The following is a 15,905-nucleotide window of genomic DNA, read 5'->3' as shown; positions in this document are numbered from 1 at the left end:
AAACCGTCCGGGTGGGCGTCCTTGTCGGGGTGGGCCGGAGTGCGCCGAGGGCGTCGGCCCTGCGGAAAGGGCCGAGGAGAACCAGGTGACGACGTATGACGACCGAGCGAGCCTCGCGGATCTGACGAGCACGGCCGAGCGGGTGCGCCACTCGGTCGAGAGCGTGATCGAGGGCAAGCCCGAGGTCGTACGCATCGCGCTGACCGTGCTGCTCGCCGAGGGACACCTGCTGATCGAGGACGTCCCCGGCGTGGGCAAGACCATGCTCGCCAAGACGCTCGCCAAGTCCATCGACTGCTCGGTGCAGCGCATCCAGTTCACGCCGGACCTGCTGCCCTCCGACATCACCGGCGTCAGCATCTACGACCAGCAGCGCCGCGAGTTCGAGTTCAAGCCGGGCGCGATCTTCGCGCAGATCGTCATCGGCGACGAGATCAACCGCGCCTCGCCGAAGACGCAGTCCGCGCTCCTGGAGTCGATGGAGGAGCGCCAGGTCACCATCGACGGCACCACGTACACGCTGCCGAGCCCGTTCATGGTGGTCGCCACCCAGAACCCGGTGGAGATGGAGGGCACCTACCCCCTCCCCGAGGCCCAGCGCGACCGCTTCATGGCCCGCGTCTCCGTCGGCTACCCGAGCCCCGAGGCCGAGCTCCAGATGCTCGACGTGCACGGCGGGATCTCCCCGCTCGACGACTTCCAGGCCGTCGCGCACGCCCACGACATCGTCAAGCTGATAGAAGCCGTCCGCGAGGTGTACGTCGCCGAGCCCGTCCGGCGCTACGTCGTCGACCTGGTCTCCGCCACCCGAAGCCACCCGGACCTGCGCCTGGGTGCCTCGCCGCGCGCCACCCTCCACCTGCTGCGCGCCGTCAAGGCCTCCGCCGCCCTGTCCGGCCGGGACTACGTGCTGCCCGACGACGTGCAGGCGTTGGCAGCCCCCGTCCTTGCGCACCGACTGCTGCCCACCGCACAGGCCCAGCTGAGCCGGCGCACCGCCGAGCAGGTCGTCCACGACATCCTCCAGCGCACCCCCGTCCCGGCCGCACACGCCCGCGGCGAGATGCCGCCCGGCGCGGGCATCCGGGGCTTCTGATGAGTGCCGGTGCCCCGCACGGCGCCGGCGGCGGGAGCCGGGGAGGCGCCGGCGGACTGCGCGCCTCGCTGGCGGGACTGACGACCCGCGGCCGGTCCTTCCTGGCCGCCGGGATCGCCGCCGCCCTGTGCGCGTACACCCTGGGCCAGGGCGAGCTGCTCCGGGTCGGTCTGCTGCTCGCCGTCCTCCCGCTGATCTGCGTCCTCGCCCTGCACCGCACCCGCCACCGGGTCTCCGGCAGCCGCCGGCTGACCCCGATGCGGGTGCCCGCGGGCGGCGAGGCCCGGGTCCAGCTGCGCATGGAGAACGTCTCCCGGCTGCCCACCGGCCTGCTGATGCTCCAGGACCGGGTGCCGTACGTGCTGGGGCCCCGGCCCCGCTTCGTCCTGGACCGGGTCGAGCCCGGCGGGCGCCGCGAGGTCTCCTACCGCGTCCGCTCCGACCTTCGGGGCCGCTACCCGCTGGGCCCGCTCCAGTTGCGGCTGACCGACCCCTTCGGGCTGGTCGAACTGACCCGTTCGTTCAGTACGTACGACACGCTCACCGTCGTCCCGCGCACCGAGGTGCTGGCCCCAGTCCGACTGAGCGGCGAAACCTCCGGCTACGGCGACGGCAGCCGCCGCTCCCTGGCCCTGGCCGGCGACGACGACGTGATCCCGCGCGGCTACCGGCGCGGCGACGACCTGCGCCGGGTGCACTGGCGCTCCACGGCCCGCTACGGCGAGCTGATGGTGCGCCGCGAGGAGCAGCCGCAACGCAGCAGGGCCACCGTCCTGCTGGACACCCGCGGTGTCGCCTTCGAGGGCGCCGGACCCGACTCCGCCTTCGAGTGGGCAGTGTCCGGGGCGGCCTCGTCCCTGGTGCACCTGCTGGAGCAGGGCTTCTCGGTACGGCTGCTCACGGACACCGGAACTTCCGTCCCCGGCGACGGCGCCGGCTTCTCCTCCGGCGGACAGGAGTCCGCGGAAGCCGCCGGACTGATGATGGACACCCTCGCGATCATCGGGCACTCCGACGGCGCCGGCCTCTCGCGCGCCTACGACGCGGTGCGCGGCGGCGGTGACGGCGGCGGGAGCTTCGGCGGAGCCGGCGGTGACGGGCTCCTCATCGCCTTCTTCGGGGACCTGGACGACGCACAGACGGAACTGGCGGCCAAGATGCGCCAGCGCACCGGGGGCGCGGTGGCCTTCGTACTGGACTCCGCGCTCTGGGCCGGGCGGCCCTCGCAGGTGGAGGTACGGCTGGGCAGACTGCGCGACGCGGGCTGGACGGCCCTGGCCGCGCCGCCCGGAGTGGCTTTCGCAGAGCTGTGGCGCCAGCTGGGCGACGCCCCGCTCGGCACGGGTACGTCCGGAGGTTGGGCATGAGCGGGCGAGCGCGCGTGACGCTCTTCGCGGTACTGGCGACCCTACTCACCGCGTGTTCGCTGGCCTCGCTGGTGGATTCGACGAGCTGGCTACCGCAGGCGGCGGCGCTGCTCGCCCTGCAGGGTGCGGTGGGGGCGGGGGCCCGTCGGGTGCCGGTGGGGCGCGTCCTCACCGTCGCGGCGCAGGTCCTGGTGTCGCTGCTGGCGCTCGTCTTCCTGTTCGCGGGGAAGGGCGAGTCCACCGGGACCGGGCCGATGGCCTATCTGGTGATGGACTTCGGTGCCCTGTTCCGGCAGGGCGTGCAGGACGTCGGCGAGTTCGCGATACCGGCGCCGCTCACGGACGGCATCCACCTGCTGTTGCTGACCGGCGTGCTGGTGATCGGGCTGCTGGTGGACCTGTTGGCGGTGACGCTGCGGACCGCGGCCGCGGCCGGGCTGCCGCTGCTCGCGCTGTACTCGGTGGCCGCCGGACTCTCGGGCGGCGGCGGAACCTCCTGGATCTTCTTCCTGCTGGCCGGCTGCGGCTACCTGTTGCTCCTGCTGGCCGAGGGCCGCGACCGGCTGGCCCAATGGGGCCGGGTCTTCGGCGGGGCCCCGCGCGGGCAGGTCCCGACGTCCTCGGCGGCCTCGGGGTACGGCGACGGCACGGGCCAGGCGCTGGCTCCCGTACGCACCGGGCGGCGGATCGGCGCGGTGGCCCTGGGAATCGCGCTGGCCGTGCCGGCGGCGCTGCCCGCGCTCGGCGGCGGGCTGCTGGGCGTGCAGGGCGACGCCGAGGGCGGCGGCACCGGGGTCGGCGGGACGATCTCGGCGGTCAACCCGCTGGTCTCGCTCCAGGGCAGCCTGAACGCGCAGGACAACCGGGTGGTGCTGAAGTACCGCACGGACAGTCCCCAGCTCGGCGAGCAGTACCTGCGGATCCTGGCGCTGGACGAGTTCAACGGCGTCAAGTGGGAGGCCTCGGGGCGGGCCCTGACCGACGTACCTGAGCGGATGCCGACCCCGCCGGGCTTGAGCGAACAGGTCCGGCAGACCGGCACCGAGGTGCGGACGAGCATTTCGGCGGCGGACACGTACGCACAGCGCTACCTGCCGATGCCGTACCCGGCGACGGGCGTGGACATCCCCGGCAAGTGGCGTTTCGAGCCCGTCGGCCGGACCCTGGTCGGGGACCAGCTGGGCAAGGACAAGTTCCAGAACGTCCAGGGGGCCATGTACACGGTGCGCAGCCTGTTGCTCCGGCCGACGGCGGCGCAGCTCCAGGCGGCGCCGCTGCCGAACCCGGCGATCCGCGCCGAGTACACGAAGCTGCCGGACAACCTGCCCCCGGTCGTCGCCGACACGGCGCGCGAGGTCACCCGGGGCGCGAAGGACGACTACACGCGGGCCGTGAAGCTCCAGGACTACTTCGCCGTGGACGGCGGGTTCCGCTACGACACCAAGGTCGCCTCGGGTACGGGACCGCAGGCCATCGCCCGGTTCCTCGCGGACAAGGAAGGGTTCTGCATCCACTTCGCGTTCTCGATGGCTGCGATGTCGCGGTCCCTGGGCATTCCGGCGCGGGTGGCGGTGGGCTTCACGCCCGGCGAGAAGCAGTCGGACGGCAGCGTGAACGTGTCCATGCGGGACGCGCACGCGTGGCCGGAGCTCTACTTCGAGGGCGTGGGCTGGACCCGGTTCGAGCCGACGCCGCGCCAGGGCATCACGATTCCGGACTACTCGCGGGCCGAGGCCCCGGCGCCCCAGCCGTCCGCCCCGACATCGCTGCCCTCGCAGGGTGCGACGCAGCCGTCGGCGGCGCCGTCGAAGTCCGACGAGTGCCCGCCGGACCAGAAGAAGCTGGGCGAGTGCGGGGCCGCGGCGCCGCACCAGAGCGCCGGTACCGGGGGCGGCGGACCGTCACTGACCGCGGTGCTCGGTTGGACGCTGTCGGTGCTGGTCCTGCTGGCCCTCCCGCTGCTGCCCCTGCTGTGGCGGACACGGCTGCGCACCCGCCGCCTGGCGGCGGATGGCGTCCTGCCGGCCTGGCAGGAACTGGGCGATGCGGCCTGGGACGTGGGCATCACCCCGGACGGGGCCCTGTCGCCGCGGCGGGCCGCGGGACGGATCGTGGTGCTGGGCCGGCTGGAGCAGGACGCGGCGGACGCGGTGCACCGGGTCGCCAGCGCGGTGGAGCGGGCGCTGTACGCCCCGCCGGGCGCGGAAGTCTCGTACGAGGACCTATCGGCGGACGTCCTGCTGGCGCGCGCCGCCCTGCTGTCGGCGGTCAGCCGCCGTACCCGGCTGCGCGCGCTGCTCCTGCCCCGCTCGGCGGTCCGGCTGCGCTGGTCGGTGGCGGCCCGCTGGTCGTCCCTGACGCGCCGGGCCGCGGCCCCGCTCGCCCGGGCCTCGGCCGTGCTCGCCCGGCTCCCCCTCCGGGGCCGCGGCTGAGGCCGTGTCCCTGCGGGCGGCTCTGGGCGGCTCGTCCCGGCGCAGCGGCACCCCGCTCGACCCCTGGTACGACGACGCGGCGAGGCTCGATCCCCCCGAGCCCCGCCGCGTCGACGTACTGCTGGACCGGGCCTCCGTTCCTCCCGGTCACGGCGAAGGTACCCGGCCCGCACCGGCCGCCCCGTGTCGGCGGTCCGGACCAGGTCCCCGTCCGTTGTCCCCAGTCTGGCGTCCGCGCAGGTGGGAGCCCATCCGCGCAGGTACTCATCTCCGCGCCTAGGTACGGGTACTCAGGCCGCGGCGACAGGCGGAGCGGGCGCCACCAGTTCTACGCCGTCACGGCGCGGCGCGGCACCGCCGATCGGGGGTCACCGCCTCAACGGTTCCCGCTGACCCGGCCCCGCAGGAGCAGCGACAGTGCCGAGTGCACATCGTCCAGCGACCGCTCGCTCTGGAAGGACTGCCAGTCCAGCGCGGCCACCAGCACCATCCCCACCATGGCGGCGGCGGTCAGCGGCACGTCGATCTCGGCGCTGAGCTCGCCCCGCTCCACGCCCTCCCGCAGGACCGTCTCCACCACGGCCACCGCCTCCCGCCGGACGACCATCAGCGTGGACTGCCACGCCCGGTTGGTCCGCCACAGCTCGGCCACGTACAGCTGGGTGAAGGCCGGGTACCGGTCGATGAAGACGAGGCCGGCCCGGATCATCGCGTCGAGCGCCTCGACCCGGCTGCCGCCCCGCAGTTCCGTCTCCTCGGCCGCGGTGCGCAGGGAGGCCGTCAGTAGCCCGACGCCGTGCCGCAGCAACTCCTCGAAGAGCTCGTTCTTGCTCGCGAAGTTGTAGTAGACGGTGCCCTTCGCGACCCCCGCCCGTTCGGCGATCTCGTCGACCGTCGTCGCGGAGAAGCCCTGCTCGGCGATGAGCGTGACGGCCGCCTCGTAGAGCTTCTGACGCGTCGCCTGGCGGCGGCCACTGCCGCCGGTACCGGTGCTGCTGCTGTCCATAGCGCTGATTCTCACAGGTCAACCGATCTCTACAGGCTCAGTTCCGGGTGCAGCCGGTCCATCGTCCACACCTGCTTGCCGCGGGCGGCGAGCGCGGTGAGGGCGAGCGCGCCGGCGGTGAAGGCGGCCAGGACCGCGCTGCCCTGCCAGACCGGGGCGAGGTCACCACCGGTGATGAGGCGGCGCAGGCTCTCGACGATGTACGACATCGGCAGGTACGGGTGGATGTCGTTGAAGAAGTCCGGACTGGTCTGGACGGGGTACGTACCGCCCGCCGAGGTCAGCTGGAGCATCAGGACGGCCAGCACCAGGATGCGGCCGGCCGCACCGAACTTGGCGTTGAGCCACTGGACGATCGCGGCGAAGCAGCCGGTGACCAGCATCAGGAACCCGATGGTGAGGGCCGGGCGCTCCATCTGCAGGCCGAGCCCCGGGGCCCAGTGCAGTACGGACATCAGGGCGGCCACCTGCAGGACGCCCAGGCCGGCCACGGGCAGCCAGCCCGCGAGGGCGATCCGCCAGGGCGAGGCGCCGGCGGCCAGGGCCCGCCGGTTCATCGGCGCGATCAGCATGTAGGCGACCATCGCGCCGACCCAGAGGGAGAGCGGGATGAAGTACGGGGCGAATCCGGTGCCGTAGTTGGGCGCCTTGTGCAGGGCCTGGTTGGCGAGCTTGACCGGGTCGGCCATGACCTCGGTGCGGGCGTCGCGCTGCTGCTGGTCGTAGTCCGGGATCTTGTCGGCGCCGGTGTGCAGGCCGTCGGCGAGGGTGCCGTTGCCGTCGGCGAGCTTGTACAGGCCGCCGTCGAGGCTGTGCGCACCGTCGCCGATCTTGCCGACGCCCTCGCCGAGGGCCTCGGAGCCGTCGGTGGCCTTGCCGAGGCCGGTGTGCAGTTGGGCCATGCCGGTGGCGACCTTGTGGGCGCCGGTGTTGAGGGCGTTGACCTGGGTGACGGCCGCGTCGAGCTTGGAGGAGAGGCCGGGGGCTGCCGCGGCGAGGTCCCGGGCCTGCTTCTCCAGGACGGTCAACTCCCGCTTGAGCTTGCCGAGGTCGCCGTTGGTGTCCTTGACGAGGGTGTTGACATCGCCGGCGAGCAGGGCGGCCTCGGCCGCGTCGTCCTTGAGCTTCTTCAGCTGGGGGCAGGTGGCGGGGACCGGCTGGGTACCCGCGGTGCAGGTCTTCCCGTAGACGTCGGCGGTACCGGTGGAGACCCGCTGGGTCACGGCGGCGGCGGCCGGGGCCTTCTTGGCGAAGGTGTCCAGGTGGTTGTTGACCACCTTGGCGGTGTCCGCGACGAGCAGGGCGGTGTCGGCCACCTGCTTGGGGTCCTTCAGGAACGGCTTGGCCTGGGAGGCGGCGCCGTTGACCTTGTCGGCGAGCGTCTGGGTGCCGTCGGCGATGTCCTTCGTACCGGTCTCCAGCTTGCCGGCGGCCGAGTTGAGCTTCTTCAGACCGCCGGTGATCTCGCCGTTCTTCTCCTCGACCGTGTCGAGGCCGTCGGCGATGTCCTTGGCGCCCTTCTGGGCCTTGCTCGCGCCGTCCTTGAGCTTGTCGGCGCCCTCCGCGGCCTCGGCGGTCTTGTCGTGCAGGTCGGAGAAGTTGACGAAGATCTTGTCGAGGAAGCCGCGGGAGGCGTTGGTGGACGCCGCCGAGCGGACCTCGGAGAACACCGTGCGGGAGATCGAGCCGACGATGTAGTTGTTCGCGTCGTTGGTGCGGACCTGGAGGGCGCTGGCGGTCGGGTCCTCGCCGGAGCTGGAAGCGATCTTCGCGCTGAAGTCGGCAGGCATGGTCAGGGACAGGTAGTACGTCCCGTTCTCCAGACCCTTGGCCGCCTCGTCGGCGCTCACGTCGTGCCACTCGAAGGTCTTGCTGGCGTGCAGCTTCTTGGTGATCTCGCCGCCGGCGTCGATGCGGTTGCCGTCGACGGTGGCACCCTTGTCGGAGTTGACGAGGGCGACGGGCACCCTGTCGAGGCGGCTGTACGGGTCCCAGAAGGACCAGAGGTACAGGGCTCCGTAGAGCAGTGGCAGCAGGAGCAGCGCGACGAGGGCGGCCCGGGGCAGCTTCCCCCGCCCGAACCGCTTCAGCTCAAGCGCGGCCAGCTTCGGCGAGTGCATCGTCCGCCCCCTTCGTGTCGTCGGTCTCGTCGGTGTCGTCGGTGTCGTCGGTGTCGCCGGGGTTCTCGTCCGCGGCGGGCTGGACGGCCCCGGCCCCGGGAACGGCGGGTTCGGCCGGCTCGACCTCGGCGCCCGTGCGCAGGACCGTCACGCCGTCCGGGGCCTCGCTGCACACCGCGAGGACGGTGGTCCCCCCGGCGGCGATCGAGCGGAGCATGATCCAGGCCTGGGCGCGTTCGGCGTCCGAGAGCTTGAGGTCGAGGTCGTCCAAGGCGAGCAGCCGCGGCGATCCCATCAGGGCGATGGCCACGGAGAGCCGGACCGCCTCCAGTCGTTCGAGGTCCCGTACGGAAGTGCGGGGGCCCTTGGGCAGCGTGTCGAGGTCGAGCCCGGCGGCGGCCAGGGCGGCGTCGATCCGGGCCTGGCTGCTGGTGCTGCGCTCGGAGCGCGGGCGCAGCAGGGCACGGACCGGGCCCTCGTATCGGCGTTGGAGCAGTGCGCCCTCGCGCAGTTGCTCGGCGACGGTGAGGGCCTGGTCGAGCTCGTTGACCCCGGCAACGGGGCCGAGCGCGGCGATCCGGCGAACCGCGGCCATGTGCCTGGGCAGCCGGTGGTGGGCGATCTCGGCATGGCCCTCGCTGGGCTTCATGCGTCCGGTGAGGGCGAGGAGCAGGCAGGTCCGACCACTGCCGGAGGGGCCTTCGATCACGATGAGCGAGCCGGGCTCCGCATCGATCCCCACCCCCCGGAACACCCAGCCGCGCGGGCCCTTGAGTCCGAAGTTCTCGGCTGTGACGGCCGCACCGTGCGGGCTGTCCACGCCGTCCCCCTTCTTTTGAACTGACTGGTCAGTTCAAAAATTTAGCACCTTCGGGTGCAGCCCACCCGCACGGGGGCCAGTTGGCCGGGCAGAGGGGGCAAAGTCGCAGGTCAGCGCGATTGTCAGTGGCGACCGTCACGATGAATGCAGGCACAAACACAGACACAGCAGTACGCAACGACAGGAGGTTCGTCATGGCCACACCGTCCCCGTCCCCTGTCCACCCCGTCCCGCGCAGGTCGGCTGCACCCCCAGCCGCGCTCGACCTGCTCGCCAAGGCCCGCGACGGCCTGGCCGAGGCCGCCCGTCTGACCCGGCCCAACGAGCGGTACGCCACCGCGCACCTCGCCGCGCTGCGTACCGCCGCGGCCGTGCTCGCCGCGCGCGGGCGGCCGGAACCAGTGCACCCGCGGCGGCGGCCCCGGATCCGCAGCGCCTGGGAGGTACTGCCGGAGATAGCACCGGAACTGACGGAGTGGAGCGCGCTGTTCGCCTCCGGCGCCGCCCGCCGGGCGCGGGCCGAGGCGGGGATACGGGACGCGGCGACGGCCCGGGATGCGGACGACCTGGTGCGCGCCGTGTCGATGTTCCTGCGGCTGGTGGAGCGGATGCTCGCCCTCCAACCGGTCGCGCCGGCCCTGCCACAGCCCCGCCCCGAGGGCCCGGAGCATCCGGACGCGGGCTGAGCGTCGGGCGCGGGCCGAGCCGCTGCGGGGTGCCTGCGGGCGGCGCCAGGGGGAATGACCGGCAGGACACCCCTCAGGCCATAGGGTGGGACACGCGTCTCTCACCCTTATCGCGCCGAGGAGCCATCAGCCGTGTCGGAAACTTCCCGCCCCCGTGCCTCCCTCCGCACCGCCGTGGTGTGGGAGGTCCTCAAGGAGGCGCTCGACCGCCGGGCGAAGGCGACCGGGCGGGATGTGCTGGACGTGCTGGACACCGGTGGCGGCACCGGCAAGTTCGCCGTGCCCGTGGCCCGACTGGGCCACCGGGTGACCGTGGTGGACCCCAGCCCGAACGCGCTGTTCGGGCTGGAGCGCCGCGTCGCGGAAGCCGGTGTCGCCGACCTGGTGCGCGGCGTACAGGGCGACGCCCAGGGCCTGCTCGACGTCGTCGAGCGCGAGGCGTACGACGTGGTGCTCTGCCACGGCGTGCTGGAGTACGTGGACGACCCGGCGGAAGGCGTGGCCAACGCGGTGGCGGCCCTGCGCCCCGGCGGCACGCTGAGCCTGCTCGGCGCCGGGCTCGGCGGGGCCGTGCTGGCCCGCGCGCTGGCCGGCCACTTCACCGAGGCCCGTACGGCACTCACCGACCCGGCCGGCCGCTGGGGCGCGGGGGACCCGGTACCGCGGCGCTTCACCGCCGAGCAGCTCACCGAACTGGTCCGCGGGGCCGGCCTGGAGGTCGGTGCGGTGCACGGAGTGCGCATCTTCGCCGACCTCGTCCCCGGAGTCCTGGTGGACACCGAGCCGGGTGCGGTCGAGGCCCTGCTGCGCCTGGAGGAGGCCGCAGCGGAGCTGCCCGCCTTCCACGCGGTCGCCACCCAGTTGCACGTTTTGGGCGAGAAGCGCGCCTGATCTGCGGAGTTCGCCTCCACGGAGTGTTCGGGACACCCTCCGCTCCGAGGGCCCGCCCCGTATGATCGTGAACAGGGACCGGCATGGTGGACGAACCGTTGGGGAATAAGCGCCTCAGTGGCCGCCCACCCGGCGGTACGGTTCCCTGCAGTGGCTTTGCTCAGGCAGTGCGTTTTCGGGCAGTGCTTTTTTCGGGCCGTGTTTTTGTAACGTGGCGTAGAGGGCGGGTGTCACGGGGGCGATTCCCCGCCTATCCTGAAGGGGACCCCTGGTCGCTCCCCCCGCGACCGACGGATGAGGAGGACTCCCGTGCCGCTCTCGGAGCACGAGCAGCGCATGCTCGAGCAGATGGAGCGAGCGCTGTACGCCGAAGACCCCAAGTTCGCGACAGCGCTTGAGGGAAGCGGGCTGCGCACGTACACCCGGCGACGGGTCTACCAGGCAGCCGCAGGCATTGTGGTGGGCATCGCGCTCCTCATGACCGGCGTGATCATTCCGAACGTACTCTGGGTCAGCGTGGTGGGGTTCCTCGTCATGCTGGGTTGTACGGTCCTCGTGGTCACCGGTTGGCGCAAGGCACCCAAGCCCGGCGAGCAGCCCGTCTCCGGCAGTGCAGGCGGTTCGGCCCACGGCCGGAACCGGCAGCGTCGGTCGATGATGACCCGCATCGAGGAGCGGTGGCAGCGCCGCCGCGACGAGCAGGGGCACTAGCCCCGCGCAGACACGAGTGAGGGGACGGCGCCCTGAGGGCAGCTCCCGGCCGGCGGCCGGGTAGGCCGTCCCCTCACTGCTCTGCTCCGCCGCTCCGGCCCGCTCCACTGATCCGGCCCCCCGCACGACCCCGAAGCCGCCGGGCGGTCCGCAGCCCCACCCCGCTGACCTCCTCGGATCCCGCTCGGTAGGGTCATCCGCATGGCACGAATTGCGGTGATCGGCGCTGGGATGGGCGCGATGGCTACGGCGGCCCGGCTGGCCGTAGCGGGACACCAGGTGACGGTGTACGAGCGCGGGTCGACGTACGGCGGCTCCGTCGGCCGCTACGAGCGCGATGGCTTCGCCTTCGACACCGGCCCGGGGCTGCTGCACCTGCCCGCCGTCTACCGCGACCTGTTCGTCAAGACCGGCAAGCGGCCCCTGGAGGACTGCGTCGACATGGTCCAGGTGGATCCGGCTGTCCGGCACGTCCTGGCCGACGGCACGGCCGTCACCCTCCCGGGCGCCTCGCGCGGCGGCGCCGCCGCAGTCCTCGACGAAACCTTCGGCGCGGGCGCCGGAGAGCGCTGGAACGGCGTCCTGGGCCGGGCCCGGGACGCCTGGGACGCGACCCGCCGCCCCCTGCTGGAGGAGCCGCTGCGCCCCGACTGGCAGGTGCTCGGTCGGGATCCGTACCCCGCGCTGCGCCGGAGCGGTCTGCTGCGCCGCCGTCCGCCGACCCTCGCCGAGGTGGCCGACCGCGAGCTGGGCGGCGCGCTCGGTGAGCTGCTGGCCGCCCGTGTGCGCGCGTACGGGATCGATCCCGCCACCGCACCCGCCTCCGCGGCGGTGCTGCCGTACATGGAGCAGACCTTCGGCAGCTGGTACGTGCGCGGGGGGATGCGGGCGCTCGCCACCGCCGTGTACGAGCGCTGCCGGGAGCGGAAGGTCACCTTCGTGCTCGACGCACCGGTGCGGGAGGTCCTGGAGCGCGACGGCCGGGCGGCCGGACTGCTCCTGGCCGACGGCTCCGAGGTGGCCGCCGACCTCGTGGTCTGCGGGGCCGACCCGCGGCAGCTGCGGGCCCCGCTGCCGGCCGGCGGCGCCCCCGCGCGCGGGCCGGGGGTGGCGAGCCGGTTCACCCTGCTGCTCGCGCTGCGCGGCGCCCGCCCCGCGGACGCCGTTCACCGCACCCTGGTCCACTCCCCCGGCGTCCAGCTCACCGTGCTGCGCCCCGACGACCCCGCCTGCCGGCCCGACGCGGACCACGAGGCGATCACCGTGAGCGCCGTGTGCGGCCCGGAAGGTACCCCTGAGCCCCGTGCGGAGGAGCTCCTGGACCTGGCCGCCCGTGCCGTGCCCGGGCTGCGCGAGCGGCTCGTGTGGACGCAGGCGCGTACGCCCGCTGACATCGAGGCGGCCACCGGCGCCCCGGGCGGCGCGGTGCCCCCGCCGGCACTCGCCGGAGCGGACGGCCGACTGCTCTACCCCGCAAACACCTCGGCCCTGCCCGGCCTGTTCCTCGCGGGCGGCTGGGCGCACCCCGGCGGCGGGCTGGCGCACGCCGGGATGACCGGGGCCCTGGTGGCCGGCCTGATCGTGGAGGGCGCGCAATTCCGCGGCTCCCGGTGAGCCGGCCGCCCCGCGGCACCGGCCTCAGTAGCGGTACTGCTCGTACTCGCCGGTGCCCTGGTACGGGTACTGCTGCGGCTGCTGCGGCTGCTGCGGGTACTGCTGGTCGTCCCCCGGGTAGGGCTGGGCCGACTGGTCGGTGGACCGCTGCTGCGGCACCCACACCCCGCCCGGCGGGGTGTCCATGGAGTACTGCTGCTGCGCGCTCGCGTACGGGTCGGTGGGGTAGTCGGGGTACGGCGCGTAGTCGTACGGCTGCTGCGGGATGACGCCCCCGCCCGTGCCGATGTACGGGTCCGAGTACGCGGCGTAGACCTGCTGTTCGCCGCCCATCGGATAGCCGGCGGAGTAGTCGTAGCCGCCCTGGCCCTGCGCGTCGTAGTACGCGGCGTACTGGTGGGCGTCCTGCTCGGCCGTGCCGAACGGCGGGGCGAAGGCCGCCGTCTGCCCCGCGTCGGCGGTGGGGGCGAAGCTCTGTATCCCGTACGACCCGGTGTCCTCGGGCAGCGGCTCCGGGCTGTAGTACTCCGCGGTCGCGGGCTGGAACTGCGGCTCCGGCTGCTCCGACTGCTCCTGCTCGGACGCGTCGGCCCCGTCGGCGTCTACGGACGCCCCACCCGGCCCGTACTCCAGCCCGGTGACCTCCAACGCGGGCTCGGGACGCGGACCGCCCGCCCGGCGCCGCCGGGTCTTCCGCACGGGTTCGCCGCCCCGGCGCAGCGCCCAGCCGGCCTCGAAGCCCTTGCGGAAGGAGAGCGTCACCAGGGTCTGGCCCACGGCGAACGCCGCCGCGCCGACGCCGATGACCAGCACCGACGGCAGCACCACCCCGGCGACCACGCCCAGGAACCCGGCGAACGCGAGCAGGCGCCAGCGCAGCCGGGCCTTGTACTGCATCAGGACCTCGGCAAGCAGCCACAGCGCGACGAAACCGAACGCGATGTAGAGGACCGTCATTCCCATGCGTGGCACCTCTCGGTACGGCCAACCGCCCAGGAAAGGGGGGCCGGCCGATCAGGCCCGCTGGTGCAGGCCCAGGTTCTCGTAGATCTCGAGAGTCGCCGTGGAGTTGTTCAGCGTGATGAAGTGCAGCCCCGGGACACCCTCGGACAGCAGCCGCGCGCAGAACTCCGTGGCGAACTCGATCCCCATGGAGCGTACAGCGGCCGGATCGTCCTTGACCGCGAGCATGCGCTCTTTCACGGCTGCGGGGAAGACTGCATTGCTGAGTTGTGGCAGCCGGTCCAGCTGCTTGATGCCCACAACAGGCATGACCTCGGGGATGATCGGGGTCTCGCAGCCCGCCTTCTGCGCACTGTCGCGCAGCCGCAGATAATTCTCGGGATCGAAGAACATCTGGGTGATCGCGTAGTCGGCGCCCGCGCGGCACTTGTCCACGAAGTGGCGGATGTCCGTGTCCCAGTCCTCCGAGCGCGGGTGCATCTCGGGGAAGGCCGCGACGCCCACGCAGAAGTCGCCGGACTCCTTGAGCAGCCGGACCAGGTCGGCCGCGTAGTGCACGCCCTCGGGATGCGCCACCCAGGGGCCCATGGGGTCGCCCGGCGGGTCTCCGCGCACGGCGAGCATGTTGCGGATGCCGGCGTCGGCGAACTGGCCGATCACGTTGCGCAGCTCGGCGATGGAGTGGTCGACGGCGGTGAGGTGCGCGACGGGGGTCAAGGTGGTGTCGGCGGCGATCTGCTGGGTGGCCCGGACGGTACCGCCGCGGGTGGAACCGCCTGCCCCGTAGGTCACGGAGACGAAGCTCGGGCCCACCGCCTCGATCCGGCGCAGCGCGTTCCAGAGGTTGCGCTCGCCCTTCTCCGTCTTGGGGGCCCAGAACTCGAAGGAGTACGACCGGCTCCCGGACGCCAGCAGGTCGCGGACCGTGCGTGCACGGTCCGTTCGGGTGGAAGCGGTTCCAAGGGCCATACGGGCAGGTTAGACGCGGGTTCCCGGACGCCGAAGCCGTGTCCATCTTTTGGACATGTTTTTGGACACGCGCCGGGTCCGACGCGGGTCACGGCGAGGACGCCTACGCGCCGACGCGGGCCCGGATCCGCTCGGCCAGCTCGGCGGCGGCGGCGCCCGGGTCGGAGGCCTCCGTGAGGGCGCGGACGACCACGATCCGGGCGGCCCCGGCGTCGAGGACCTCGTCGAGGTTGCCGGCGTCGATGCCGCCGATGGCGAACCAGGGGCGGGCCGGAGCCAGCGAGGCCGCGTACCGGACCAGTCCGAGGCCGGGGGCGTACCGGCCGGGCTTGGTGGGGGTGGGCCAGCAGGGGCCGGTGCAGAAGTAGTCCACGCCGGGCTCGGCGACGGCGGCGTCGACCTCGGACTCGGCGTGACAAGAACGGCCGATCACGACGTCCTCGCCGAGGATCGCGCGGGCTGCGGGCACCGGGATGTCGCCCTGGCCGAGGTGCAGGACGTCGGAGCCGATGGCGTGGGCGACGTCGGCGCGGTCGTTCACCGCGAGGAGCTTGCCGTGCCTGCGGGCCGCTTCGGCGAACACCTGGAGGTGTTCCAGTTCCTCGCCGGCCTCCATGCCCTTGTCCCGGAGCTGGACGATGTCCACGCCGCCGGCCAGGACGGCGTCGAGGAACTCGGGGAGGTCCCCCTGCCGCGTGCGGGCGTCCGTGCACAGGTAGAGCCGGGCATCGGACAGCAGGGCGTTCGCGGACATGGGTACCCCCGGGTGGGAGCGGTGCACGGGCCTTCCGGGGCCCGCGCACCGCAGATGGATCAGGCGGCTCGACTCAGAGGGCGAGCGCCTGAGCGCGGCGCTTCACCTCCGTGCCGCGATTCTCGCTTAGCGCCTGCACGGGGGTGCCGGGCAGGGTCGGGTCGGCGGTGAAGAGCCACTCCAGCATCTCCTCGTCGGAGAAGCCGTCGTCGCGGAGCACGGTCAGCAGGCCGGAGAGGCCCTTGACCACCTTGTCGCCGTCGATGAAGGGAGCGGGCACCTGGAGCGCGCGGTTCTCACCGCGGCGCACGGCGATCAGCTGACCTTCCTTGACCAGCTGGCGGACCCGGGTCACTTCGATGTCGAGCATCTCCGCGATGTCGGGGAGGTACAGCCAGGCGGGGACAAGGGCATCGATCTTTGCGTCAATCTCGGTCACGAGGACAAGCCTGCCACCTCGGACTGGCCGCCGGTAC

At 72.9% G+C, this 15,905-nt stretch carries 14 protein-coding genes; 7 read left to right on the top strand and 7 right to left on the bottom strand.

The window, feature by feature from the left end; all coding sequences use genetic code 11:
* Nucleotides 1-85: 85 nt before the first annotated feature.
* From ABZZ20_RS12520 to ABZZ20_RS12510, 3 genes are read left to right on the top strand one after another with little or no spacing between them, the layout of a single operon-like run.
* Nucleotides 86-1,096 carry a MoxR family ATPase gene (locus ABZZ20_RS12520; protein ID WP_356869371.1) on the top strand — a complete coding sequence of 337 codons (1,011 nt, stop codon included), beginning with the start codon at nt 86-88 and terminating at the stop codon, nt 1,094-1,096.
* The gene (locus tag ABZZ20_RS12515) at nt 1,096-2,463 is read left to right on the top strand and encodes a DUF58 domain-containing protein (protein WP_356869370.1); all 1,368 of its coding nucleotides are present in this window, start codon (nt 1,096-1,098) and stop codon (nt 2,461-2,463) included. The genes ABZZ20_RS12520 and ABZZ20_RS12515 overlap by 1 nt, the downstream gene beginning before the upstream one ends.
* Nucleotides 2,460-4,895: a transglutaminaseTgpA domain-containing protein gene (locus ABZZ20_RS12510; protein WP_356869369.1), complete on the top strand. Its 2,436-nt coding sequence runs from the start codon at nt 2,460-2,462 to the stop codon at nt 4,893-4,895. Before ABZZ20_RS12515 ends, ABZZ20_RS12510 begins: the two co-directional genes overlap by 4 nt.
* Before the next feature lie 376 nt (nt 4,896-5,271).
* On the opposite strand, the gene ABZZ20_RS12505 is transcribed toward ABZZ20_RS12510, so the two are convergent.
* Genes ABZZ20_RS12505 through ABZZ20_RS12495 form a run of 3 tightly spaced genes read right to left on the bottom strand, consistent with a single transcriptional unit; the run spans nt 5,272 to nt 8,841 of the window.
* Complete coding sequence (locus ABZZ20_RS12505) at nt 5,272-5,901, bottom strand: helix-turn-helix domain-containing protein (RefSeq protein ID WP_356869368.1); 630 nt, start codon at nt 5,899-5,901, stop codon at nt 5,272-5,274.
* Between the two features lie 29 nt (nt 5,902-5,930).
* On the bottom strand, nt 5,931-8,021 hold the full coding sequence (locus ABZZ20_RS12500) for a YhgE/Pip domain-containing protein (RefSeq protein ID WP_356869367.1): 2,091 nt from the start codon (nt 8,019-8,021) through the stop codon (nt 5,931-5,933).
* Nucleotides 7,993-8,841, bottom strand: a complete 849-nt coding sequence (locus ABZZ20_RS12495; RefSeq protein ID WP_356869366.1) for an ATP-binding cassette domain-containing protein — start codon at nt 8,839-8,841, stop codon at nt 7,993-7,995. The genes ABZZ20_RS12500 and ABZZ20_RS12495 overlap by 29 nt, the downstream gene beginning before the upstream one ends.
* Nucleotides 8,842-9,035: 194 nt before the next feature.
* Here ABZZ20_RS12495 and ABZZ20_RS12490 point away from each other — a divergent pair, with 194 nt between their 5' ends.
* The 4 genes from ABZZ20_RS12490 (at nt 9,036) to ABZZ20_RS12475 (ending at nt 12,743) form a co-directional block, all read left to right on the top strand.
* Nucleotides 9,036-9,527, top strand: a complete 492-nt coding sequence (locus tag ABZZ20_RS12490) for an SAV_6107 family HEPN domain-containing protein (protein WP_356869365.1) — start codon at nt 9,036-9,038, stop codon at nt 9,525-9,527.
* Between the two features lie 132 nt (nt 9,528-9,659).
* Nucleotides 9,660-10,418: a methyltransferase gene (locus ABZZ20_RS12485; protein ID WP_356869364.1), complete on the top strand. Its 759-nt coding sequence runs from the start codon at nt 9,660-9,662 to the stop codon at nt 10,416-10,418.
* Between the two features lie 309 nt (nt 10,419-10,727).
* On the top strand, nt 10,728-11,129 hold the full coding sequence (locus tag ABZZ20_RS12480; RefSeq protein WP_356869363.1) for a DUF3040 domain-containing protein: 402 nt from the start codon (nt 10,728-10,730) through the stop codon (nt 11,127-11,129).
* A 201-nt stretch (nt 11,130-11,330) separates the two neighbouring features.
* Nucleotides 11,331-12,743, top strand: a complete 1,413-nt coding sequence (locus tag ABZZ20_RS12475; protein WP_356869362.1) for an NAD(P)/FAD-dependent oxidoreductase — start codon at nt 11,331-11,333, stop codon at nt 12,741-12,743.
* A gap of 24 nt (nt 12,744-12,767) precedes the next feature.
* Here ABZZ20_RS12475 and ABZZ20_RS12470 read toward each other — a convergent pair whose 3' ends face one another.
* From ABZZ20_RS12470 to ABZZ20_RS12455, 4 genes are all read right to left on the bottom strand, one after another.
* Nucleotides 12,768-13,706 carry a hypothetical protein gene (locus tag ABZZ20_RS12470; protein ID WP_356869361.1) on the bottom strand — a complete coding sequence of 313 codons (939 nt, stop codon included), beginning with the start codon at nt 13,704-13,706 and terminating at the stop codon, nt 12,768-12,770.
* Between the two features lie 51 nt (nt 13,707-13,757).
* Nucleotides 13,758-14,675, bottom strand: a complete 918-nt coding sequence (gene metF, locus ABZZ20_RS12465; RefSeq protein WP_356869360.1) for a methylenetetrahydrofolate reductase [NAD(P)H] — start codon at nt 14,673-14,675, stop codon at nt 13,758-13,760.
* Between the two features lie 103 nt (nt 14,676-14,778).
* Entirely contained in the window at nt 14,779-15,429 is a 651-nt protein-coding gene (gene thiE, locus ABZZ20_RS12460) for a thiamine phosphate synthase (protein WP_356869359.1), read from the bottom strand.
* A 73-nt stretch (nt 15,430-15,502) separates the two neighbouring features.
* Entirely contained in the window at nt 15,503-15,868 is a 366-nt protein-coding gene (locus ABZZ20_RS12455) for an Rv2175c family DNA-binding protein (protein ID WP_356869358.1), read from the bottom strand.
* Nucleotides 15,869-15,905: the final 37 nt, after the last annotated feature.

It is taken from the genome of Streptomyces sp. NPDC006430, assembly GCF_040612395.1.
Lineage (GTDB): Bacteria > Actinomycetota > Actinomycetes > Streptomycetales > Streptomycetaceae > Streptomyces.
The sequence above is the reverse complement of the archived record's forward strand: the minus strand, read 5'-3'. Positions and strand labels throughout refer to the sequence as shown.

Coding starts and splice junctions, on each gene's coding strand:
- ABZZ20_RS12515 (WP_356869370.1), top strand. CDS start 1,096: ATGAGTGCCGGTGCCCCGCACGGCGCCGGCGGCGGGAGCCGGGGAGGC.
- ABZZ20_RS12510 (WP_356869369.1), top strand. CDS start 2,460: ATGAGCGGGCGAGCGCGCGTGACGCTCTTCGCGGTACTGGCGACCCTA.
- ABZZ20_RS12505 (WP_356869368.1), bottom strand. CDS start 5,901: ATGGACAGCAGCAGCACCGGTACCGGCGGCAGTGGCCGCCGCCAGGCG.
- ABZZ20_RS12500 (WP_356869367.1), bottom strand. CDS start 8,021: ATGCACTCGCCGAAGCTGGCCGCGCTTGAGCTGAAGCGGTTCGGGCGG.
- ABZZ20_RS12490 (WP_356869365.1), top strand. CDS start 9,036: ATGGCCACACCGTCCCCGTCCCCTGTCCACCCCGTCCCGCGCAGGTCG.
- ABZZ20_RS12475 (WP_356869362.1), top strand. CDS start 11,331: ATGGCACGAATTGCGGTGATCGGCGCTGGGATGGGCGCGATGGCTACG.
- ABZZ20_RS12470 (WP_356869361.1), bottom strand. CDS start 13,706: ATGGGAATGACGGTCCTCTACATCGCGTTCGGTTTCGTCGCGCTGTGG.
- metF (WP_356869360.1), bottom strand. CDS start 14,675: ATGGCCCTTGGAACCGCTTCCACCCGAACGGACCGTGCACGCACGGTC.
- thiE (WP_356869359.1), bottom strand. CDS start 15,429: ATGTCCGCGAACGCCCTGCTGTCCGATGCCCGGCTCTACCTGTGCACG.